Consider the following 21480-nt stretch of genomic DNA (forward strand, 5'->3'; position numbering starts at 1 on the left):
CCAAGTCGGGTATTTGAGCAGAAGAAGTCATTTTTGACTGCGCATACATCTGGATTGCCGCAAAAGGACCTGATAAATGATAGCGCAATCATTCCCGACCCCGGCAGGTTCCGAGCATGAATTTCAAACGCAGCGACTTTCCCAAAGATTTCCTCTTTGGCGTGGCGTCACCTGCCTGCCAGGGCGAGGAAGCCAACAGGGATGATCCGCGTCAGGTCGGGCGGGAAACACTTCCGGCTTCGACCGAAAACTTGGCTGGTTCGGCGAATGACCCCCTCAGCAAGCTGGAACAGTGGCTCGATCCGGTAAGCGAAGCCGGGTTTGACGGCTTGGCTTTCACGGTCAGCTGGACGCGGGTGATGCCCGAAGGCCGCGGCTCGGCCAGCCCGGATGGTCTTGATTATTATGACCGGCTGGCAGACGCTTTGCTGGACCGTGGCATACGCCCCTGCGCCACCCTTTTTCACCAGGGTTTGCCCATGGCGCTTGCGGACCTGGGGGGTTGGCGAAATCGCGACATTGCCGGTTGGTTCGCTGACTTTACGGAAATCATAATGGGCCGTGTCGGCGACAGGATGTACAGCGTCGCGCCAATTTGTTCGCCACTGGACGTTATTGAATCAAATCGCCAAATCCCTGGACAGTGCTTTACACGAACTACGGCGCGTACCATGCACCATCTGCTTTTGGCGCATGGGCAGTCGATCCAGTCCATGCGCGGGCTGGGCATGACAAATCTTGGCGTCATGCTGGATATCGATCAGGCTGAAATTGCGACTGCTGATGACCAAGGAGAGCGCACAGTCGGGAATGGCTCCCGATCATACGTGCGCTACATCAACAACGCCCTGTTCCGCAAAACCTATTCCGTAGACGAACCGGACAAGTTGGAGCAACTTCTGCCACATGGTTGGCAGGATGATTTCGAAACGATTGGCGCGCCAATGGACTGGTGTGTCCTCAATTGTATTTCGAGCGAAATCGCTGATCCGGCAGACGGGCTCGAGCAGAAAATCAGCCCCGAACTGTCGGAGATTTTGTTACACATACAACATGAATACACCGGCGACCTGCCCATCTATGTCACTGATGGCATTCAGCGGAACCTCGGTCAGCGCACAGTTGAACAAGGGACCGAACGCCTGAACCAAGCTCTTGGAGCGGTTCAAACTGCAATGGATCAAGGCGTGCCGGTCAAAGGTTTTTTTACCCGATCCTTGCCTGGCGATGATAAGTTTGCAGAAAACGGATCGTTCGAGGCAATAAAGAGCGCGTTGTCAAAAGTAGAGGTTCTGGCGCGTCCCATGACGCAGCCTGCTGGTCGCATGCATGAGCATTGGAACCTAGTTGCCGATATCGGTGGGACCAACACCCGGCTCGGGGTGATTTCGAACGGGCAACTGACCGAATTGCGAAAACATCCGACGGGCAACCTTTCCCAATTGCTCACGGCCTTCCACGAGATGAGGGACGACATCGGAACCGACCCGCGCGCGGTGGTCGCGGCCGGGGCCGGGCCGGTAAAAAATGGAACGATCCGGTTGACCAACGCCCATCTGGACCTGTCCGAAACAGACATCGGGCGGGCAACGGGCGCGCAGAATACATACGTCATTAATGACTTCACCGCGGCCGCCTGGTCGGTAGCGGAAATCTCATCAAGTGATGTCGATGTCCTGCAAGGGTCCGAAACACCTCCGCCCGGAACCCGGCTGGTGGTTGGACCGGGCACTGGTCTTGGCGTTGGCGCCTTGCTCTACTCTGAAGGGCGCTACCATACCGTGTCGGGCGAAGGCGGCCATATCGGCCTCTCTCCGCGCCATGATGACGAGGTCGAGGTCTTCCGCGCTGCCCGAAGCATCGCGCCCGATTGTTTCTTTGACGACAGTCTGGTGCTGGAAGCCGAGATGTTTCTGAGCGGCACCGGCCTGCCGGTTCTGTATCAGGCTATTGGCCTGGCCGCGGGTCATGCCGACACGCCAAAACGCAACGCCCGGGACATCCTACAGGATGCACGTGCGCAAACTGATCCGTTCGCGGTGAAGGCGGCGCAAATGTTCACCACGCATCTTGGCGCCATGATGGGCGATCTGGCGGTGACCCTCATGCCATTAGGTGGCGTTTATCTGGTTGGCGGTGTGGCAGAAAAGAACCGCTGGCTGTTTCGTGACGCATTCTGTGCGGCCTTCAATGCAGGTGGCCGCTTCAATGAGTTGCGCCGGTCGATGAACCTCTATGTTTCAGAGCAGGCTGAATTCGGCATAATCGGAGCAAACAACTTCTGCAAAAACGCCCTGCGCGACAAGGGCATCTGATCTCCAATCCGAAAGGACCCCTATCTTGATCCTGTGTTGTGGCGAAGCTTTGATTGATATGATTGCCTCTCCGACGCTGTCCGGGGAACAAGGGTTTGTGCCCCATTCCGGCGGTGCCGTTTTCAATACGGCCATTGCACTGGGTCGTCTTGGGGCGCCGGCCGCGATGCTGACAGGTTTGTCTACGGACATGTTTGGCCGACAACTGGAAAAGGCGCTCAACGACAGTCATGTCGATACCACGCATCTGATAACATCAGACCGCCCAACAACTCTGGCCTTTGTGCAATTGCAGAACGGGCAAGCCACATACAGTTTCGTTGACGAGAACACCGCAGGACGCATGCTGCGCCCCGAAGACATGCCAGAACAGCTGACAACGGTATCAGCAATGTATTTCGGCGGGATAAGTCTGGCGTGTGAGCCTTGTGCTGATGCGTATGCCGCGTTGCTTGACCGCCACGGATCGGATCGCGCTGTCATGCTGGATCCGAATATCCGCCCAGGCTTCATCAAGGAACCGACCAGATACCGCACCCGCCTGAACCGCATGATTTCGCAAACCGATATCCTCAAGGTTTCGGACGAGGATTTGAACTGGATCATACCGGGCCCGGAACCTTTGGAAGAAAAGGTTCCTTTGCTGCTGCAGGCCGGTCCTGCCGTGGTTGTGGTCACTCGGGGCAGCGATGGCGCTTCCGGATATCTTGCTGATGGATCGAACGTCTCGGTGCCAGTGAAACCGGCAGAGGTGGTCGACACGGTAGGCGCCGGCGACACATTCAATGCAGGCGTGTTGGCCCAATTGAACGGGTCGGGTCACCTGACCAAACCGCGCTTGCGTAATCTGTCCGGCACCCAGTTGCGCGCGGCCCTCGAAATGGGGGCCGAAGTAGCTGCCGTTACCGTATCCCGCGCCGGCGCAAACCCGCCATGGCAGCACGAGCTATAAGAAAAGGAAGGTCTTTCGTGAAACGATCCGAAATCAATCGCATCAAGGCAGAAGCGCAGTCCTTCATCCAGTCTTTCGGGGCGGTTCTGCCACCCTTTGCGGACTGGTCGCCCGATAAAATCCGCAGCCCGCAAGCTGCAGGTATCCGCGAACGAGGGCTGGGCTGGGATATCACCGATTACGGACAAGGTCGGTTTGATGAACTGGGCCTGTTTCTGTTCACCCTGCGCAATGGCGACGTGACCCAACTAAATCAGGGGCGTGGCATGCTGTATGCCGAGAAACTGCTGATTTCGCGGGACAAACAGCTTTCGCCCATGCACCGGCATATCATCAAGGCTGAAGACATCATCAACCGTGGTGGTGGTGACCTGGTTATGGAAATCTATGGATCTGACGCCGGGGGCGGCATAGACCGCGACAATGCCGTGACCGTACCCAGCGACAGTTGCCCCGTGACAATCCAACCAGGCGAGCATCTGCGGCTGAAACCGGGCCAGAGTGTCACACTCATGCCCGGCATCTGGCATGCTTTCTGGGCGGAACAGGGCGATTGTCTGATTGTTGAGGTGTCCACGGTTAACGATGACCGTACCGACAACGTGTTCGAAGATCCCATTCCCCGCTTCGCCTCAATCGAGGAAGACGTGGCCCCCGACTTTTTGCTGGTTGCAGACTATTAAATCAGGTGTCGCCGGGCAGTCCTGCGTCGCTGAGACTGCGCAGCAGTTTCTGCTTGAATGCTTCATCCAGTTGCCAGATAGAGAGTGTTTTCAGCGCGTTGGCGGAAAACTCCGGCTGAAGTCTCAGCAGGTCACGGATTGCAGCCTTGGCGCGATCCGGCTGACCGGCTTCGTGACTGAGGGCGGCGCGCCACAGATGCGTCCAGAAAAAACCCGGCATCTCGATCTGGTTCAGCTCGGTCAGGGCCTGTTCGAATTCACCCTGATCAAACAGGTAGAAGACACGCGGGAACCGATACCAATGGGGGTAAACCGGATTCAGCGCAATCGCGCGATCCACCAGTGCCAACCCCTCATCCCAGTCTCCGCCGAAGGCCAGGCGCATACCATAATGTGCCAAGATGGCCGCATCATTTGGATTAAGGTCAATTGCTGCCGCACCCGACTTCCGGAAACCATCCATGTCACCCATGACAAACCTCAGGTTCGCCAGCATCAGATGAGCCGTCGGCAGGTTGGGATCGATCTGCAACGCCCGGCGCGCAGCCACGTTTGCAGATTGCAGTACCTGAGTGCGATCGCCACCCAGATTGAACCGGACCTGCTGCAGATAAAGGTTCGACAGAACCGCCCATGCCTCGGCGTAGTCAGGATTTTGGTCAACCGCTTTCAGAATGCAGGATTTGACCTCGGCGTGGCGACTGAGGTTTATGCGGATCTGATAGGCGTAGTACTCAAGTACGCAGTCATAGGCGTCCCGGTTTCTGGGCGGTGTGCGGGCTGCGGACCGCATCGCGTCATGGTTCAGCAATCCATATTTGCCGGCCAACTGCCCGGTAACGTCCCGGATGATCTGATCCTGAGCACGATAGATCTCGGACGGGGACCGCCCGACAGAATAACTGCGCACCCAGACATACCGCGCCTCGGCCAGATTGATCAGCCGCGCTGACAAGCGCAGGGAATCTCTGGTTTCCAGAACGCTGCCTTCAAGCGCGTAGTCCGCTTTGAATTCAGTCCGGAGCGTCTGCGGATCGGTGTCGCCGCCCCGAAAACGGCCAACCGTCCCCAGTGGCAGAACCCACAAATCGTTGAACCTGATCAGTTCTGTCGTCAGTTGTTGCGTAATGCCATCAGCCAGAACCAAGGACGCCTCGCCCATTGAATCAAACGGCAAGACCGCAATGATTGGCCCCTTGGGCAACCCCGGGTCTCGTTCCGAGGGCGGGTCATACAAGACAGACCATCCCGCCCAGATCACTGCACATACCACTCCAAGGCACGACGCCAGAATTATTCTGGTGGATCGCGACCGGCTTTCCTTTTTCATAGGCTCTGATGCGGGTTGAACAGAACTGGGTTCGGCGGACGTCATCCGTTCGAACCGCGGCGCATAACCGCCCTTGGGAATGCTGAGACGTATCGGATCGTCGCGACCAGGACCGGCATAGTACCCATCGATGTCCTGACGCAGACGGCGCGCTTCAAGCCGGACAACCGGATCGGATTGCTGATCGAAACTGGCATCGCGATCAAAGACCGACATGGCAATCGACACGCCCTTGATATGGCCAGCCCGCCCGGCCAGATACTCGTCGACCACATAAGCCAAAAAGGTTCTGCGCTGGGGCGTCGCTGAAAACTCTGGGTGGTCAAGAAGGCGCTGCAACTGCGCGCGGATATCCTGCTCTGATATGGCCAAATCTGGCATCCAGTTCTGAAAAATGGTTTTGTTATCGGCTCTTATGGCAAGTGTTTCACCGCTTTTACATCCACTACCGCCCAGGTAGCAACATGTTCGCACTTCACGAGCGCGCGCGAATGCATAACAGCCTTTGCTTCAACAGGAGTTGCTGCAGGTGATCGGTTTGTCTTTCCAAACTTCCAAGAATGCGGAACGGAACATCTGAACACGCTCCTGAAAACCACGATCGAGCATTTATCAATTGGAGCTGCCCAACCTATGGCACGTCGACACATTCTGGCCCTTTCCACCGCATTGCTGACTGCCTCCGCAAGTCTTGTAGCCGCACAGGAGCATTTTGATCCCAAGGGTAAACTGCCCTCGGAATTCACGGTCAATTTTCAGGAAAAATTGCGCAACACCCTGCCGTTCGAGGATCAGCGGGATTTTGAAGAAAGCCGTAAAGGCCTGATCGCCGTTCCCGATTATCGCCAGATCACGACCGAGGACGGCACAGTGGCCTGGGATATCGGCAGCTATGACTTCCTGCTGGAAGACGGGCAGGAGTTCGATTCGATCCACCCGTCGCTGCAACGCCAGGCAGTTTTGAACATGAACTACGGCCTGTTTGAAATTCTGGAAGGCCAGATTTATCAGGTGCGTGGCTTTGACCTTTCGAATATTTCCTTTGTTCGCGGCGAAAGCGGCTGGATCATCTTTGACCCGCTGGCGTCGAAGGAAACCGCCGCTGCCGCATTGAAGCTGCTGAACGACACGGTGGGTGAGTTGCCGGTCAAAGCGGTGGTTTATTCACACTCTCACGCCGACCACTATGGCGGTGTGCGCGGTGTCATTACCGACGAAGATGTCGCCAATGGCGTTGAAGTCATCGCGCCTGCCGGTTTCATGGAACATGCCGTTTCCGAGAACGTTTATGCGGGCAATGTGATGAACCGCCGGCTGTTCTTCCAATACGGCGTTCTGCTGCCGCGAAATCCTTACGGCCATGTGGACCAGTCGATCGGCAAGAACATCTCGGCCGGAACCACCGGCCTGATTGAACCGACCCGCTATGTCTCGGATGACTATGAAGAGATCACCATCGACGGCGTGCGCATGATCTTCCAGAACACACCGGGTACCGAGGCCCCGGCGGAGATGAACACCTACTTCCCCGACCTCAAAGCGTTCTGGGCGGCTGAGAACATCACCGGCACCATCCATAACATCTACACCTTGCGCGGCGCGCTGGTCCGTGATGCGCTGAGCTGGTCAAAGCATATCAACGATGCGCTTTACGAATTCGGGCAGGATGCCGAACTGATGTTCGCCTCGCACTCATGGCCGCGTTTCGGCAATGATCGTATTCAGGAGGTGATGCGGGCACAGCGCGACACCTATGCCAACCTCAACAACGGGGTACTGAACCTGGCCAACAAGGGCGTGACCATCAATCAGGTCCACAACGTCTATGAGGTGCCGCAGAGCCTTCAGGATCAATGGGCCGCACGCAGCTATCATGGCTCGGTCGAGCATAACAGCCGCGCGGTGATCAACCGCTATCTGGGTTATTGGGATGCCAACCCGACGACGCTGACGCCCCTTTCACCCGAAGACAGCGCACCATTGTTTGTCGAGATGATGGGCGGCGCCGAACCGATCATGGCAAAAGGTCAGGAACTGGTGGCTGCCGGGAGATATCTCGAAGCGACCGAGATCCTCAACAAACTTGTCTACGCCGAGCCGCAGAACCAGACCGCCAAGGACTTGCTGGCCGATGCCTTCGAACAGATTGGATATCAGAAGGAAAGCCCCTCGGTCCGCAATTCGTTCCTGGGCGCGGCCTATGAACTGCGCAATGGCATCCCTCAGGGCGCCACCATCGAAACCACCGGCCCGGATACGATCAAGGCCATGCCGACAAGCATGTGGCTGGACTTTCTTGGCATCCGCGTCAACAGCGCCAAAGCGGCAGGGATGGAGTTCACGATCAATCTGACGATCCCCGATCGGGACGAAAACATCGTGGTCGAGATGAGCAACGCCACGCTGACCCACATCGTGGGCCAAAAAGCTGATGACGCCGACCTTTCGATTGCTCTGAACCGTACCGATCTGGAACAGGTCATGACCGGAGAGCGGAAGCTGACAGATATGCTGGCGGACGGAACGGCGAAGTTCGAAGGCAATGCGGATCTGGTGGCGCAACTGGCCTCAACTCTGGACCAGTTCGATCTGGGGTTTGAGCTGATGCCCGGGACCGGCGCGCAGGACCTGACGGCCCCTGCCAACGATTTTGCTCAGCCACCCCTTGCGAACTCCAACGGCGGCTGATTCCCCGATCAGCCAACCGGTTCCTTATCAACACGAACCGGAAACGTTGTGGATGGCAGGTTTGTCCTGCCGAAAGACGGGCTGCCCCAGCGGCCCGTCTTTTTCGCCTTTCTTGTGAGGCTAGAATGTCTTTTTTGCCGCCGAACGCCACCACAGGGACGTGCGTGAAATCAGACCTCATCCGCAAAACAATGGCGCTTCGTGAGCCTTCAGGCCCTCGCAATCAACGATCTTCAGGTTGGTTCCAGTCCGGAAGTCAGCCCACCATGATGCTGGCTTCGTGTTTTTTCAGAACCCGCGCCGCCGTCGGGCCGTAGTTCCTACAAACGCCATCGGCAATCTCGGGAAAAATCTCGACGATCTCGTTCCAGGACTCCTCTGAGAAGCCTCGCGCGGCGATGTCACCGGGATAAAGGCTTTCAGAAAACGCGCCATTTGAATGCACGATTTCATGCCTGTCGAAGATGAAATGGAAATAGGTTACCTGCGACACGTCCGCCGCGACTGACACGCCGGGTAAGCCTAGCAAATGCTTGGCCGCGACCAGCACCGCCTTGTCACCAAAGTGGATTTCATTGACAGGCTTCGTCACCAGCATCCGGTGGTTTGGCGATACCATCAGATCCGACGACGGAGAGTTCGGCGCGAGTGCCCCTTGCGCTATCCGGATCGGTGTCAGATGCCGCTGCGCGGACAAATCCAGGGTGCGTGATCCGATCCATCGAATTTTCCTGGCCTGCCCGTCCGCTGTATCAACCAGATCTCCGGCCATCAGGCTTTCGACAGGCCTTGAACCGTCTGGTGTGCCGATCAGGGTACCTTTCACGAAACAGGGTACATCGACAATTGCGTCGGGGTCAGTGGTATCCGGCGCGTTTCCTGGCGTTACATTCGAGATTGAAAACGGGTAGTTGGTGCCCGGAACAAGCGGTTCGGAAGTGATATAACCGGCCAAGGTGCCGTCGACCTCGACCCGGAACACGTCGATCGTTCCGCCGCCCGGTTTGAAAAGCTGATAGGATTCTTCGAGGTAGATATTGCCACTCAGGAACGTGACAGACCCGTCCAGACTGGTCACGTCGCCTGTCTGCGTCAGGTCATCGCCAACTTCGTTGTTGAATCTGTCACCGTTGAAATCCGTGCCATTGTCCGGCGCGCCATTGACCAGCGTCCCTCCGGCGCCGTCAACCACCGAAAACAACACCCGGTCCGCATTCGGGTCATACGTATTGGACAGCGTGACACCGCCGCCAAAAAACGAGACGGTTATTACGCTGGGATCATACCCGATATACGAATAATTCGCCATAAAGTGACCTCACACTCGCGAAACACGCTTCATTTGTTATACTGAGTTAAGTTGGGCTTAAATAAGGAACTTTTGTGCAGCGGAACCGATCACACATGTCCACGAAGTTGCTACCTTGCACGCCAATCGATTAATTCTTGATGAACAGAGACCCCGGACACCAACCGCGAGGCTCAGGTAGCCAAACAGAACACCGGGGCAGAAGGGTCCAAAGGGATGGTCACAAAAGCAGAGCTTGAACAGCAGGTTGCTGAGTTAAAGCGCCAATTGGCGGAGTATTCCCGCAACGAGAAGCCGATTGAACATCGCGAAACCAATGACCCACAGACACCTGATCACGAGATAATATCAGAAGCTTGGGCCGAAAATCTGCGGCATCTTCCCGGGCAGATCGAAGATGTGCTGACCGAATTGGAAGATTTGCCCCACAAAAAGCCGATCCTGATTGCCCTTGGTGTCTTTGCCCTTGGGTATTTGATTGGCCGGTCCCGGTAGGAGCGTATCATGAGCCGTATTTCCAGAAACTTGTCGATCGTCCTACGTTCAGAACGGCTGATTGCCCAGCGGCAATTTACCATCGCGGCGCGCCGCACCGGGCTATATGCTGCGGCCGGTCTGGCCGTGGGGCTGGCTGTGATCATGCTGAATGTCGCAGGCTATTTCGCATTGTCAGAAACACTATCGAAACCGCTGTCGGCGCTTCTGGTTGCCGCAGCGAACCTTGTGTTGGCGGTTTTGCTGGCCCTCTTTGCCAAATCAATGTCCTCGCAGTCCGACAGTGAAACAGTGACTGAATTGCGCGACATGGCGCTGGCAGACATCGAAGAAGAAATCCGCGACGGGCTGACACAGGCGCAGGACGCGATTACGCATGTCAAAAAGATGTCACGGGACCCTTTTGGGACAATCGCGCCCGAACTGGCCGCCGTAATTGTGAAGATACTGGCGCGACGCGCTTCCGATCGCTCAAAAACGGACTAGAAAGCCTAAGAGCCAAAGACTGACGCCCAATCTAACTAAACTAACGGCCACTACAGAGGTCGAAATGTCCTTCGCCGATGCCCTCGCGCCTACAGGCATGCGAGGGTAACAGTCGACAGGCCAAAGGTTCCCAAGCGAACTCCGGACGGAAGCAGCGCGCTTAGGCAGTAGGTTCGCCGGCGGGAACAATACCCTGCGCGACCCATTGGTCGAATATCTCCAGGGCAGTGATGCAGAATTCCGGGTCATTGATATGGGCGTCCAGTGCGGTTGCCTGAACCGAAGGTGCGACGGTAGTTGTCAGAGCCTCAATAAACGCGCTCAGGCCATCTGGGTCGTGACAATCTCCGCCCGGGCGGTCCCATTCCTCGATGCCGCCGCGCGGTATGATCAGATGGGTGGGCGCGGGGCTTTCGCCAAGGCGCTTGTTCAGTTCGTGGGCAATTTCGCGCCGCTCGTCAGCAGTGTAGTAGGTGTTCTTGACCAATTTGTTGTGGGTGTGGATCGGACGGTCCAGAAACCGTTCCGGGATGTCTTGCCAGCCCGCAAAATCGATCAGGTCCATACATCCCGGGGCCACGATCTGCGGAATGCCGGCCCGCCCAGCCCCGCGATGCCGGTCCTTGCCTGCGTTCACGACGGAACCGGCCAGCAGATTGCCCAATTCGCACCCGGCAAAGTCCATAACGCAGACAAAGCCGTTTTGGCCTGCGATCTGTTCGAAGGCCATGCCGCCCATGCCCATGGCATGAAATACGGCAACTTCATAACCGCGCTCTTCCAACGCAGGTTTGAGTGTCTTGATGTATTTGAGGCATGAGGTCCCCAACGAGGTGACACCCACCATCGGACGCCCGCTTTTGGCCGGTTCTGCCGCGCGTGCGGCCCCCAAAACGGCGCCTGCCGCTTGTGACAGCGACGATTTGCAGATCGCGTTCAACCCATACAGCCCCCCGGCCCAGAGGATCATCTGGATGTCCGGCGAAAGACGCTCGGCCGGGATCAGGGCCGAGAAGGACACGGTCGAGACGACGTATTTGGGCACCCCGATGGGCAACGATTGACAGACATCCAGCGCAAGATCGGTACCCATGGTGCCGCCCAGTATGATCACACCGTCAATCAGGCCCTGATCGTGCAAGCGGCGGGTCAGGACACAGGCACCGGCGGACATGATCTGCATAGCCACATGTTCGCTGCCACTGTCTATGGCAGCCTGAATCGAGCTACCACCCGCCTTGGCCACATCATGTTTCGAATAGTCGGTGGGATTGGCGGGGTCGCCCAGAACACTGACGTCCAGGGTCAGCACACCACCGCCCAAGGAACGGATCTTTGCCGCCATGAACTCCAACTCGTCGTTTTTGGTGTCATATGTCCCAACGACAAGGATCGTCTTGTCCGCCATGAGGTCCTCCGCTGAATTTTAATTAACATATTAAGAACTGGGCTGCGCAATTGTCAATTGAGCTTCCCTGGTCTGGTGTCAGCCCCGCATCAACTCTCCTTTGGGGTCGTAGTACGGCGCAAACTGAACCCTTAGCGGGTACATTTCCCCGGCGATTTGAACGTCAAAGCCGCCCTCGTCGATCCAGGCCTTCGAAACACCTTCCTCATGGTGCAGGCTGGCCAAACCGACCATCGCCTGCAACCGGAAGCCCCAGTCGCCCGAGGTGACATGCCCCACAATCCTGCCGTTCTTCCACACAGGCTCGTTGTGAATCAGATACGGACCGGTTTCAGCATCCAGGTCGTCTACTTTGCAGGATACGGTGCGGTGCGCAGTCGCGGCACCGCCAGCCTTCTGTTCAGTCAGAACGTCCTTGCCGAGGAAGTCGCCAGCCTTATCCAGCTCTACTGCAAAACCCAGCCCGGTTTCATAAGGCGTGTCATCCTCGGCGATGTCATGCCCGAAATGTCGGAAGCCCTTCTCGAGCCTACACGCGTTCATGGCGAACATTCCCATATGGAGCATTCCGTGCGGTTTGCCCGCCGCAATCAGCGCTTCATAGACACCTGCGACGAACTCCGTGGGTATCATCAGCTCGTACCCGAGTTCACCAATGAACGAGCGCCGAATGGCCCACCCTCGGGCATAAGCCATGTCGATTTCTCGCGCCGCGCCAAAGGGCAAGGCCTCGTTCGACATGTCGTCGCCCGAGATGGCAGACAGTATGTCGCGCGATCTTGGACCGTGGATCGTGATCAGGCCATAGCCCGAGGTCGCGTCGAACACCTCGAACCGCCAGCCCGGTTCGGCGTGATCCTTGATCCATGCCTGATCGCGCATCTGGCTGGGATGGCCTGTAATTACAATGAAACAGTCCTGCGCTGTTCGGGTCACGGTCACATCGGCCTCGATCCCGCCGCGCGCGTTCAGGAACTGGGTGTAGACCGAGGTGCCGACCGTGACATCCATCTGCGCGCCGCAGACCTTGTTCAGCGCTTTTACCGCGTCCGGACCCTGCACCTGAATTTTCGAATACATCGATTGATCGATCAGCACAGCAGCATCCCGGGCGGCCAGACATTCGGCCCTGACGTGCGGTGCCCAGTCTTTGCGCCGCAGGCTCGGTTCTTCATTCCAACCCTTTTTTTCGGGGTCGAAGTACATCGGCACCTCCCAGCCGATCCGCTCGGCAAATGTCGCGCCTGCCTCTTTCAGCCGATCATGCAACGGCACCCGACGCACTCTGCGTGCCGAATGGACCTGCCGTCCGACCCAGTTGACGCCATAGTGGAAGCCCACTGACTCGGCGCTGCGGTCATGATTGTATTTGGTATTGCGCTGGAATGGGTGCGCCCGGCGGGCCAGCATCGGGCCCATGCCCCGCGACGGCGCGCCGTCGGTTATCCATTCCGCCATTGTCAGGCCAACACCACCCGAGTTCAGGATTCCGTTCGAGTTCATGCCGGCTGCCACAAACAGGCCCTCGATCTCGCTGGTCGGACCCAGATAGGGACGTCCATCGGGTGTAAAACTCTCGGGCCCGTTGAAAAAAGTCTGAATGCCCATCTCGCCTAGTGCAGGCATGCGTTCGAACATCTTTTCAAGGTTCGGTTCGACGTGTTCCATGTCAAACGGCAGCTCGTCGAATTCGAAGTCTTCGGGGATGCCGTTCCTGCCATAGGGCTTGCCATGCTTTTCGAATGACCCGATCAGCAGCTTGCCAGTGTCTTCTTTCCAATAGGTCCGCTCTTCGGCGATGTTCAAAATCGGCTGGGTCCTGAGCAGGCCGTCCACAAGTTCGGTGACAATATAGAAATGTTCAGTCGCGTGCAGCGGCACGGTTACTCCGTGTGCCTTGGCAAACAGGTGGCTCCACATGCCGCCCGCCAGCAACACCTTGTTGGTCGCAATCACGCCCCTTTCTGTGTCGACACTAACCACCTTGCCATCCCGGATGACCAGACGATCAACCCTGGTGTTTTCGAACACCTGTGCCCCCATGGCCCGCGCGCCCTTGCTAAGCGCGACCGTAACGTCAAGCGGGTTCACCTGGCCATTCGACGGAACAAAGAATGCGGATTTCACGTCATCTGTTTCGATCCATGGCCATTTCTCTTTCAACTCGTCGCGGGACAGCATGAAGGTCTCGATCCCCATGCGGGCTGCGTGGTCGTGGCTGCGCAGCAGTTGTTCGTGGCGCACATCGCCGATTGCCAGATTGATCGTGCCGTTTGGCTTGTAGCCGGTCGCCTGTCCGGTTTCGATTTCCAGATCGCTGAAAAGGCGCGCTGTATATTTGCCCAGCTCGGTCTGTGCCGTGCTGTCGCGTAACTGCCCGACGATCCCGGCTGCATGCCAGGTTGTTCCGCTGGCGATCTTCCGTCGCTCGACCAGAACTGCGGGAACGCCGCGCTTTGCCAGATGATACAGGGTCGAGATGCCGATGATACCACCACCGATGATCACCACAGGTGCTTGTTCAGGAAAAGAGACGGGCATCAAAACAATCCTTCAGTCTGCAAGGCAGCCGATCTTCGGGGTTTCGGATCACAAACGCCGTGGGGTCAAGCTGTGCCGGATCCACCCTGCGCTGTCGGGTCTTGTGTGCCAAAGAATGGTGAGAAATCACAATTTTTCGCACCATTGGTGCGAATAACGCACCATTTCTTCATCAAGGCCTTGGTGCGCCAGTCAGTGCGATTTCAAGCTTTTCCACTGCGGTTTGAAGAAGCACTGCAAGTTCCTCTGTTCGGGCTTCATCCAAACTCGCATCGGGAACGGCAATGGCAACGGTACCCGCTGGATCCTTGCCATCGATGAAGAACGGTCTCGCCACGCTGGCAACGCCGATGTCAACCGCATTGCGACTGCAGGCAAACCCTCGGGCTCGGGTCTCCGAGATCAGCTTCCTGAGCGTCTCCAAATCCGTCACGGTGTACGGCGTCAGCTTTTCCCGTTTGAGTGCCAACAATTGCTCGCGCGTCTGATCCGAACAGAACGACAAATACGCAAGACCCGAAGACGACGAATGAAATGGGTAGGAATCCGCGGGCCGCAGGTTGATCACATTCCCACGCGGCGGCAATGTGAAGGCCGCGGTCGCCATCCCCTTGTCGCCGGGAATACCGACATGCACCGTTTCATTTGCCTGGGCGGACAACCATTGCGATACGATTTGCGTTGCTTTCACCATCGGAACGGTGGCCTCTCTCAACCTGGCCAGCGAGAGAAATCCGTGGCCCAAACGGTATTTTCGGTTCTTAGGGTTCTGTTCGATGAACCCATGACTGATAAGTGAGACCAGCAGCCTGCGCGTGACCGCCTTGTCCTGCCCTGTTGCCCGCGCCAGGTCGTTCAAACCGATCTCGAGGCTTTCCAACGAAAACTGGCGCAGCAGCATCATGGCTTTGTCGACAGTTTTCATTTCGATCTCCCCTCAAAGGCATAATCCAGAAATGACACGACGATCATGCCACCGCACCCTCGTCTGCATGTCAGAACGTGACTAAGACGCCCAGTCGATGCTGAACTCCTCACGAAAAGCAAACCGCGTCAGGTGGGCTTCGATCACCTCTTGCCACCGGGCAAGGTCGCCCCGGGGTCCGGTTGCGGCCGAGATGGTCAGGCTGGTTTCGTCCGCCGTCAGCGTGACAGCATTGCCGTTCTCGAAGGCCACACTCGCTTGGGTGTCGTCAAAGAAAACTTCGGCCTTGTGGGACCAATGCTTGCACAGCTGCTGTAGATATTTGCTGCCAGCACTTGTCTGTGCAACGCCCGTGACACTTTGGTCCGGCAACAACGCCAGCGCCGCGTCGGCAGCGCCGCGCATAGCCGAGGCAAACAGGGTTACATCAATACTTGTCGCCAGAAAGGTCACGCCCAGATCCAGGCATTTGCGTTGCATTCCGGGGTCGAGTGTCAGGATACCCGCGGCCTTGCCAGCGGCGGTGATTCGCGTCAGGGCATCAAAAATCGCCTCGACCACATCGGGATGACTGGCGTTACCCAGGTGGCCCATATCCGCGGCAAGATCGGCAGGGCCAATAAAAACACCGTCCACATCCGTTGTCAGTATGTCATCCAGAGCGGCCATGCCCAGTCGGTTCTCAACCTGAACCAGCAGGCACACCTGTTCGTCCGCTGTTGTCAGGTAGTCCGGAATTGCGCCAAATCGCGAAGCCCGCGCCATTGAAGAACCAACCCCCCGGACACCTTGCGGTGGGTATTGCACAGCCCGAACCAGTTCCCTCGCCTGATCACCGCTTTCGACCATCGGCACAAGAATGGTCTGCACCCCGGCATCCAGATATTGCTTGATCATCCAGGTCTCGCCAATCGGCAATCGGGCCACCGGATGGCTGCCCGAACCGTCGATAACGCGCACTTGCTCCAAAACCGTGCGCAGGTCGTTGGGCGCGTGCTCACCATCCACCAACAGCCAGTCGAACCGTGATGTGGCCGCTATTTCAGCGGCATAGGCATCGGCCATACCCAACCAGCAACCGATCTGAGGTTGCCCGGCCTTCAGTGCGGCTTTGAACGGGTTCTGTGGCGCGGACATTCTGAGCCTCCTTTAAGCGAATTGTATGTCGATCGAGCCGAACGAGCCGAAATCGGCGTGGATTTCGGTGCCCGAAGGACATTCGACAGGGCGAATGAAGCTACCCGACAGGATCACCTGGCCCGGCTCGATGCTCTGACCATATTGTGCCATGCGCCGGGCAAGCCAGACAACGCTTTCGACAGGATCATTCAGAACACCTGCACCCAGGCCGGTTTCTTCGATTTCGCCATTGCGGAATGCTAGTGCGCCAACCCAGCGCAGATCGAAAGTGTCGATGGCGTGGCGTTCTGCACCCAGTACGATGCCGGCATTGGCGGCGTTGTCGCTGATCGTATCAAACACGGTGCGTGCCTTGCTGGTCTTTGGATCGACCCGCTGAATACGAGTGTCGAGGATTTCGATAGACGGCGCGACATAATCAGTCGCAGCAATGACATCCGCGCGGGTGACATGTTCCCCAGCCAAGGCGGTTTTCATGACAAAGGCGATCTCGGCCTCGATCCGAGGCTGGATGAAACGGCCCGCAGGCACTGTGCCGCCATTTTCAAAGGCCATGTCATCGAACAGGATGCCACTGTCGGGAATGTCGATATTCAGCGCGTATTGCATCGCCTTAGAGGTCAGCCCGATCTTCCAGCCAATCACCTTGCGCCCTTCGGCCAGTTTGGCGCGATGGATGGCGTTCTGCACCGCATAGGCATCGTCCATTCCCATGTCGGGATGCCGCAGTGTCAGCAGACCGATCTGTTCGCGCGTCTGCTCGGCCCGCAACAGATCGGCGGCGGCGCGAGCGTGATCTTCAGGGGTCATACCTGTTCATCCTCGACGGTGTTGCGCAGTGTGCCGATGCCGTCGACCGAAACCTCGATCACATCGCCGGGGACCAGGTATTTCGGCGGGTCAAACCGTGCACCTGCGCCGGTTGGCGTCCCGGTGACAATGATATCGCCGGGCTGTAGCGTCATGAAGGTCGAGATGTACTCGATCTCGCGCCGGATCGGGAACATCATCCGACTCAACGTATCGTCCTGACGCAACTCGCCGTTGACATGCGTCTGAATGCGGGCGTCGTCCAACTGGGCCGCCTCGGTGAAAGGCACCAGCCAAGGGCCGATCGCGCCGGTTCTGTCCCAGTTCTTGCCCTGTGTGACGTTGAACTTGGCGTGGCGCACCCAGTCGCGGATCGTACCCTCATTGCAAAGCGTCAGTGCCGCGATGTGATCATAGGCGTCGTCTTGCGAAATCCTGCGGCCCGCCTTGCCAATCACGATGGCCACCTCGCCTTCGTAATCCAGCGTGTGGTTCTCCGGCGGGCGGATCAGAGGGCGGTCATGTCCCGTAAAGCCACTGGCAAAACGCGGGAACAAAGACATGTATTTCGGTTGCGCGCTGCCATCCTTGTATTCCGCGTTGCGGTCAGGGAAGTTCACGCCGACGCAGAGGATACGGCGGGCGTCGGGCATCACCATTTCATAGGTGAAATCTTCGTGAGTTACGGGTTTGCCGCCCGCTTTTTCGACCAGTTGGTCGAACGCACCCGCGGCGATAACTTCGAACAAACTGCTGTGGCTAGGAAAATCGCCGTTGAGCGCAATTGCGCCGTCCTTGGTAATGGCACCGAAAAAGGTTTCGCCATTTGCGGTGTAAGTTGCAAAGCGCATCAGGCCTCCTCGGCGGCCTTGCTGCCACCCATGCAGAGAAAACATACCATACGAATCCGCGTCCCGACCTCAGACCGAGAAGCTGATGTTGGCCTGCCCCGTGCCGGAGCTTCCGAAATACGGTGTGTAAATATCGATCTGGCCCTTGTAGCTGCCCCAACCCAGCGCGCCGAACAGCAAGGCGGTGTCGTTCATCGCACACTCACCCGTGCATTTCCTGGCGTAGTCGGGAAGCATTTCAAGGAACTCTTCAAACCGACCCTGGTCCCACAGCTCCAGCACACGCATATCCATCTGACGATTGAACTCGCCATTCACGGCGTTCAGCCCTTCGACCGAGCGCTCGTTGGGCGTAAAGTCATGGCTCAGAGAACCCGATGCGAGAATTGACACATTGCGGTCGGAACGGCGGATACCTTCGGCGATGGCCTCGCCCCAGACACGGTTTTCGGCAATCGACGAGAACTGGTTGACCGCGACGGGTAGCACCCGCGCATTTACACCGTCATTGATGAAATGCATGGGCAAAAGGGTGCCGTATTCCATGCCCATATCGGGATGTGAATGGCCAAGGGCCCTCTCCCCCCGCTCACGCAAGACGTCAAGGATGGTTTCCCCCAATTCGTGATCCCCGCGATAGTCAAACTCCATGTCCGCCAGCATGTGCGGCAACTCGTGGCTGATGAAACGGCCTTTGTGGTGTTCTTTTGTGTTCAGATGGAAACCCTGATTGGTGATCCAGTGGGTGTCGAACACAACAAACGTATCCACCTTGCGGTCAATTGCATCCTGTCGCAGGCGCGCATATCCGTCTATGGCAGGTTGCCGGATGCCTTTGTATTTCGGCATCGTGTGGGACATCCAGATGCTGGGCACATGCGTGATTTTCGCGGCCTGTACTATCTTTCCCATGACGGTTCCTCCTTATGATCGTGACGTAAGACCTGACAGCCAGAATGTCCTATGGTCCGAGCGTTTGATGGACCAATGATGCGCACTTCCTGATTCAACTATAGTCAGCCAACCCCTGCCAAGGGATCAGGCTGCACGATATTATTTCCCAAGTTGCATGATCTTGTGCTGACCGGTGGCAAAGCCAACATGCTTCTGTTCCATGTAGAACTCAAAGCTCCAGTCGCCGCCGTCCCGGCCGATACCCGAAGCCTTGACGCCGCCGAAGGGCGTGGGCAGGTGGCGCACATTTTCCGAGTTCACCCAGATCATACCTGCTTCCAGTTTGTCCGTGAACCGCAGGGCACGCGTCAGGTCGTTGGTCCAGACGTAACCGGTAAGGCCGTAAGGCGTGTCATTTGCGATCTGTAGCGCCTCTTCTTCGGTCGAGAATGGGATGGACGTCAGAACCGGACCAAATACTTCCTCGCGCGCGATGCGCATCTGGTTGTTGGCATTTGTAAACAAGGTTGGCCGCACGAAATACCCTTCGTCCCCCACTTTGACGCCGCCGGCTGCGATAGTCGCGCCATCGTCTTTGGCGATGTCGAAATACGAGGTGACTTTATTGTAGTGCTCTTCCGTTACCAGCGGGCCGATCTCGGTCGCCGGGTCCAGTGGGTGACCGACCTTGATGCTGTTCACGCGTTCTACCAGCTTGGCTTCGAACTCGGTTTTGATGGTGTCTTGTACCAGCAAACGCGAAGACGATGTGCAACGTTCCCCATTGATCGAGTAGATCATGAAAATCACGGCATCCAGCGCGCGGTCCAGGTCGGCGTCATCGAAGACAATCACCGGGTTCTTGCCGCCCAGTTCCAGATGCATCCGCTTGAGCGTATCCGCGCCCTGCTTTGTGATTATGCTGCCGGTGCGGCTTTCTCCGACAAAAGCAATGGCCTTGATCAGCGGATGTTCGGTCAACGCCTTACCGGCATCCGGACCAAACCCGTTCACGGTGTTCAGTACACCCTTGGGCAGACCGGCCTCTTCCGCGATTTCGACCAGTAAACGCGCCGACAGCGGTGAATCTTCGGCCGGTTTGTGAACGACGGTACAACCCGCTGCCAGTGCCGGTGCGATCTTCCAGGTCGACAGCATGAACGGCGTGTTCCACGGAGTAATGACACCCACCGGGCCAATTGGAACGCGGGTGGTGATGTTCATCAAGGTCGGTGACTTAAGATGCTGTCCGTCCCTTGCCTGCACCACCTGATCAGCGAAAAAACGGAAGTTCTCGGCACCGCGCAGCGCCGCCTTGGACATGAAACGCAGGGTTTGACCGGTGTCCCAGCACTCACACAGGGCAATTTCCTCGGCACGCGCCTCGATCGCTTCGGCCACGTTCAGCAGGATACGGCGGCGTTCGGTGGCGGGCATATCGCGCCACGCGGCGAATGTTGAATGGGCTGCGTTGGCCGCCGCATCGATGTCATCCGCCGTCCCATGGGCCACATCGCAGATCACGGACTTGTCCACTGGCGAAGTGGATTGAAACACCCCCGCCGCCCCGTCGCGATCTTCGCCCGCAATGCGGTTCTTGATGCCTGCCTCTTTGAACCGGGCCAGAAACCCCGCCAATTTTTCGATATTGGTGTCCAAGGCGCTCATGGTTCAGGTCTCCTGCTGGGTTGCAGCCAATTGGTCCCGGCCCAGATGCTCTCTGATAGTGCCGGTCTTGGGCGAAAGGTCCGGATCGATGTCACGCATCTCAACCGACAGAGCGATGGAGTGCTTCGAAAGGGCCGGTTCAAGATACGCCCTTACCGCTTCGAATATGCGCTGCGTTGCGTCCTGCTTGACGTCTTCGGGGCGACCGGCGCGCAGTCGGATCGAAATATCGACAAAACCATGCGCCGGGTTCCCGTCGGCAATGGAATAGTGATCGACCCGCGTGGCGCGTACGCGAATACCTGCCACCGGAAACGTGTCAATTGCGGCGGCCGTTGCGCGCACACACTCGCACAAACCATCCATATCGACCCAGTCTTCAAGGTTGCCAGAGTAATCGATGTGGAAATGCGGCATGGTTCCCGTCCCCTTAATTAGTAAACATGTTTAGTATTTTCGTCACCACGTGTCAAGAACTTGACTTGTTAATCTTTGCAATTCCGGAAGCAGCGCTCTAGAAAACGGCATGACCACACAAAGCCACACCAAAAGCACTTCCCGCGCGCTTCCGATTGCGCTGCTGCGTGCCCGCGAAACAGTCATGGCGCCCATTCGGGACATGTTGAACAACATTCAGCTTACAGAACAGAAGTGGCGCATTCTTCGCGTTCTGGATGAGTTTGGTGAAATGGAACAAAGCGCCATCTCGAAAGAGGCCTGTCTTCTGTTGCCCAGCCTCACCCGCATTCTGCGCGCCATGGAAGCAGACGGCCAGATTACACGCCGCCAAGACAGTCAGGACAAGCGCCGGTCGATGGTGAAGATCACGGATACAGGTCGTGGAATCCTGACCGAGAATCTTCCGACATCCCTTGCAATTTATGATCGCATTGAAGAACAGATGGGTCAGGACAAGCTGGACGACCTTCTGGACCTGCTTGAGGAGTTGCAGGCCGTCAAGGTCTGACCCCGCCCAAACAGGACG

The 21480-nt window shown here is 57.3% G+C and carries 18 protein-coding genes; 7 read left to right on the forward strand and 11 right to left on the reverse strand.

The window, feature by feature from the left end:
• The first annotated feature begins 116 nt into the window (after window positions 1-116).
• From ACR0J2_RS19540 to ACR0J2_RS19550, 3 genes are read left to right on the forward strand one after another with little or no spacing between them, the layout of a single operon-like run.
• Complete coding sequence (locus ACR0J2_RS19540) at window positions 117-2315, forward strand: family 1 glycosylhydrolase (RefSeq protein ID WP_480813540.1); 2199 nt, start codon at window positions 117-119, stop codon at window positions 2313-2315.
• Window positions 2316-2340: 25 nt separating this feature from the next.
• Entirely contained in the window at window positions 2341-3267 is a 927-nt protein-coding gene (locus ACR0J2_RS19545) for a carbohydrate kinase family protein (protein WP_480813541.1), read from the forward strand.
• A 17-nt stretch (window positions 3268-3284) separates the two neighbouring features.
• The gene (locus ACR0J2_RS19550; protein WP_480813542.1) at window positions 3285-3950 is read left to right on the forward strand and encodes a D-lyxose/D-mannose family sugar isomerase; all 666 of its coding nucleotides are present in this window, start codon (window positions 3285-3287) and stop codon (window positions 3948-3950) included.
• Between the two features lies 1 nt (window position 3951).
• Here ACR0J2_RS19550 and ACR0J2_RS19555 read toward each other — a convergent pair whose 3' ends face one another.
• A complete protein-coding gene (locus tag ACR0J2_RS19555) occupies window positions 3952-5661 on the reverse strand; it encodes a tetratricopeptide repeat protein (protein ID WP_480813543.1) in 1710 nt (569 codons plus the stop codon).
• A 252-nt stretch (window positions 5662-5913) separates the two neighbouring features.
• On the opposite strand from ACR0J2_RS19555, the gene ACR0J2_RS19560 reads away from it, so the two are divergent.
• Window positions 5914-7968 carry an alkyl/aryl-sulfatase gene (locus tag ACR0J2_RS19560; protein ID WP_480813544.1) on the forward strand — a complete coding sequence of 685 codons (2055 nt, stop codon included), beginning with the start codon at window positions 5914-5916 and terminating at the stop codon, window positions 7966-7968.
• A 256-nt stretch (window positions 7969-8224) separates the two neighbouring features.
• On the opposite strand, the gene ACR0J2_RS19565 is transcribed toward ACR0J2_RS19560, so the two are convergent.
• Entirely contained in the window at window positions 8225-9277 is a 1053-nt protein-coding gene (locus ACR0J2_RS19565; RefSeq protein ID WP_480813545.1) for a Hint domain-containing protein, read from the reverse strand.
• Window positions 9278-9493: 216 nt separating this feature from the next.
• Between ACR0J2_RS19565 and ACR0J2_RS19570 the strand changes: the two genes are divergently transcribed.
• Window positions 9494-9772: a hypothetical protein gene (locus ACR0J2_RS19570; RefSeq protein ID WP_480813546.1), complete on the forward strand. Its 279-nt coding sequence runs from the start codon at window positions 9494-9496 to the stop codon at window positions 9770-9772.
• Between the two features lie 9 nt (window positions 9773-9781).
• A complete protein-coding gene (locus ACR0J2_RS19575; protein WP_170611275.1) occupies window positions 9782-10258 on the forward strand; it encodes a phage holin family protein in 477 nt (158 codons plus the stop codon).
• 160 nt (window positions 10259-10418) lie between these two features.
• Here ACR0J2_RS19575 and ACR0J2_RS19580 read toward each other — a convergent pair whose 3' ends face one another.
• The 9 genes from ACR0J2_RS19580 to ACR0J2_RS19620 all read right to left on the reverse strand — a co-directional run bounded on the left by ACR0J2_RS19580 (window position 10419) and on the right by ACR0J2_RS19620 (window position 20912).
• Entirely contained in the window at window positions 10419-11666 is a 1248-nt protein-coding gene (locus tag ACR0J2_RS19580; protein ID WP_480813547.1) for a Tm-1-like ATP-binding domain-containing protein, read from the reverse strand.
• Between the two features lie 78 nt (window positions 11667-11744).
• The gene (locus ACR0J2_RS19585; protein ID WP_480813548.1) at window positions 11745-14207 is read right to left on the reverse strand and encodes an FAD-dependent oxidoreductase; all 2463 of its coding nucleotides are present in this window, start codon (window positions 14205-14207) and stop codon (window positions 11745-11747) included.
• A 172-nt stretch (window positions 14208-14379) separates the two neighbouring features.
• Entirely contained in the window at window positions 14380-15132 is a 753-nt protein-coding gene (locus tag ACR0J2_RS19590; RefSeq protein ID WP_480813549.1) for an IclR family transcriptional regulator, read from the reverse strand.
• 81 nt (window positions 15133-15213) lie between these two features.
• Entirely contained in the window at window positions 15214-16269 is a 1056-nt protein-coding gene (locus tag ACR0J2_RS19595) for an aldolase/citrate lyase family protein (protein ID WP_480813550.1), read from the reverse strand.
• Between the two features lie 12 nt (window positions 16270-16281).
• Window positions 16282-17082, reverse strand: a complete 801-nt coding sequence (hpaH, locus tag ACR0J2_RS19600) for a 2-oxo-hept-4-ene-1,7-dioate hydratase (RefSeq protein WP_480813551.1) — start codon at window positions 17080-17082, stop codon at window positions 16282-16284.
• The gene (locus ACR0J2_RS19605) at window positions 17079-17933 is read right to left on the reverse strand and encodes a fumarylacetoacetate hydrolase family protein (RefSeq protein WP_480813552.1); all 855 of its coding nucleotides are present in this window, start codon (window positions 17931-17933) and stop codon (window positions 17079-17081) included. Before ACR0J2_RS19605 ends, hpaH begins: the two co-directional genes overlap by 4 nt.
• Before the next feature lie 69 nt (window positions 17934-18002).
• On the reverse strand, window positions 18003-18845 hold the full coding sequence (hpaD, locus tag ACR0J2_RS19610; RefSeq protein WP_480813553.1) for a 3,4-dihydroxyphenylacetate 2,3-dioxygenase: 843 nt from the start codon (window positions 18843-18845) through the stop codon (window positions 18003-18005).
• A gap of 141 nt (window positions 18846-18986) precedes the next feature.
• The gene (hpaE, locus tag ACR0J2_RS19615; protein ID WP_480813554.1) at window positions 18987-20495 is read right to left on the reverse strand and encodes a 5-carboxymethyl-2-hydroxymuconate semialdehyde dehydrogenase; all 1509 of its coding nucleotides are present in this window, start codon (window positions 20493-20495) and stop codon (window positions 18987-18989) included.
• A gap of 3 nt (window positions 20496-20498) precedes the next feature.
• The gene (locus ACR0J2_RS19620) at window positions 20499-20912 is read right to left on the reverse strand and encodes a 5-carboxymethyl-2-hydroxymuconate Delta-isomerase (RefSeq protein ID WP_170619387.1); all 414 of its coding nucleotides are present in this window, start codon (window positions 20910-20912) and stop codon (window positions 20499-20501) included.
• Window positions 20913-21021: 109 nt separating this feature from the next.
• Here ACR0J2_RS19620 and hpaR point away from each other — a divergent pair, with 109 nt between their 5' ends.
• Entirely contained in the window at window positions 21022-21462 is a 441-nt protein-coding gene (gene hpaR / locus ACR0J2_RS19625; RefSeq protein WP_170611294.1) for a homoprotocatechuate degradation operon regulator HpaR, read from the forward strand.
• The last annotated feature ends 18 nt before the right edge of the window (window positions 21463-21480 follow it).

The sequence above is a fragment of the Ruegeria sp. CG4 genome (genome assembly GCF_056537185.1).

Coding starts and splice junctions, on each gene's coding strand:
- ACR0J2_RS19540 (WP_480813540.1), top strand. CDS start 117: ATGAATTTCAAACGCAGCGACTTTCCCAAAGATTTCCTCTTTGGCGTG.
- ACR0J2_RS19555 (WP_480813543.1), bottom strand. CDS start 5,661: ATGCCAGATTTGGCCATATCAGAGCAGGATATCCGCGCGCAGTTGCAG.
- ACR0J2_RS19560 (WP_480813544.1), top strand. CDS start 5,914: ATGGCACGTCGACACATTCTGGCCCTTTCCACCGCATTGCTGACTGCC.
- ACR0J2_RS19565 (WP_480813545.1), bottom strand. CDS start 9,277: ATGGCGAATTATTCGTATATCGGGTATGATCCCAGCGTAATAACCGTC.
- ACR0J2_RS19570 (WP_480813546.1), top strand. CDS start 9,494: ATGGTCACAAAAGCAGAGCTTGAACAGCAGGTTGCTGAGTTAAAGCGC.
- ACR0J2_RS19575 (WP_170611275.1), top strand. CDS start 9,782: ATGAGCCGTATTTCCAGAAACTTGTCGATCGTCCTACGTTCAGAACGG.
- ACR0J2_RS19580 (WP_480813547.1), bottom strand. CDS start 11,666: ATGGCGGACAAGACGATCCTTGTCGTTGGGACATATGACACCAAAAAC.
- ACR0J2_RS19585 (WP_480813548.1), bottom strand. CDS start 14,207: ATGCCCGTCTCTTTTCCTGAACAAGCACCTGTGGTGATCATCGGTGGT.
- ACR0J2_RS19590 (WP_480813549.1), bottom strand. CDS start 15,132: ATGAAAACTGTCGACAAAGCCATGATGCTGCTGCGCCAGTTTTCGTTG.
- ACR0J2_RS19595 (WP_480813550.1), bottom strand. CDS start 16,269: ATGTCCGCGCCACAGAACCCGTTCAAAGCCGCACTGAAGGCCGGGCAA.
- hpaH (WP_480813551.1), bottom strand. CDS start 17,082: ATGACCCCTGAAGATCACGCTCGCGCCGCCGCCGATCTGTTGCGGGCC.
- ACR0J2_RS19605 (WP_480813552.1), bottom strand. CDS start 17,933: ATGCGCTTTGCAACTTACACCGCAAATGGCGAAACCTTTTTCGGTGCC.
- hpaD (WP_480813553.1), bottom strand. CDS start 18,845: ATGGGAAAGATAGTACAGGCCGCGAAAATCACGCATGTGCCCAGCATC.
- hpaE (WP_480813554.1), bottom strand. CDS start 20,495: ATGAGCGCCTTGGACACCAATATCGAAAAATTGGCGGGGTTTCTGGCC.
- ACR0J2_RS19620 (WP_170619387.1), bottom strand. CDS start 20,912: ATGCCGCATTTCCACATCGATTACTCTGGCAACCTTGAAGACTGGGTC.
- hpaR (WP_170611294.1), top strand. CDS start 21,022: ATGACCACACAAAGCCACACCAAAAGCACTTCCCGCGCGCTTCCGATT.